The organism is Mesorhizobium sp. M1A.F.Ca.IN.020.06.1.1, from assembly GCF_004023265.1.
GTDB lineage: Bacteria > Pseudomonadota > Alphaproteobacteria > Rhizobiales > Rhizobiaceae > Mesorhizobium.
This window is the reverse complement of record NZ_RZSR01001696.1, coordinates 1-570: the sequence shown is the minus strand read 5'-3', so window position 1 is coordinate 570 and position 570 is coordinate 1. Positions and strand designations below refer to the sequence as shown.

General features: G+C 65.1%; 1 protein-coding gene and 1 pseudogene. Both read right to left on the bottom strand.

Annotation, left to right across the window (positions count from 1 at the left end; translation table 11 throughout):
* Window positions 1-336, bottom strand: a 336-nt coding sequence (locus EOA60_RS36415) for a DUF3085 domain-containing protein (RefSeq protein ID WP_164899945.1), incomplete at its 3' end; no start/stop codon positions are given.
* A gap of 10 nt (window positions 337-346) precedes the next feature.
* Window positions 347-570 (bottom strand): annotated as a pseudogene (locus EOA60_RS36410) (hypothetical protein); the annotation flags it as partial.

Here is a 570-nt window from a genome sequence, read left to right as displayed (position 1 = left end):
GCGAAGATTCCGGTCGAAGAGCGGGATCAGCCGCTCGGCCTCGATGAACTCGATGCCGTCATCGCCGCCGAAATGCCGGCGCTTGTAGTGCCACCAGTCGGGATTGCCGACCGGGTGGCATTGTTCCGAATAGACGACGAGGGGGCGGGCGCCTTCGGCGAGCTTGCCGTTAGAGAGAATGTAGACCCCCTCGTCACCGACCAGCCAGATGCCGGGCATCTCGCCCTCGCCGGGGCGCGTGCCGTAATAGGGATTGCGGAACCCGCCATTGGCGGCGGCATCGGCAATGCCGCGATCGATGACCTTGCGGACCGCAAGGATGGGAAAGGTGAACATCGCCCGCACCTCACGCCGCCGTCTTGAGCGGCAGGTGCCTGAGATGCACCGGCAGCTTGGCCGCGATCTCCTCGTCGTTCAGCTCGTCGAGCAGCTTGAGTTCGGTCCGGCCCCGGCCATAGACGAGCACGGTCCGCTTGCCGCGATGCTCAGGAAGGAAGCGCTCGCCGGCATAGCCGCGATAGTCGTCATGGGTGGCGCTCCAGATATGCTCGAGGCGCTCTTCATGCGTCA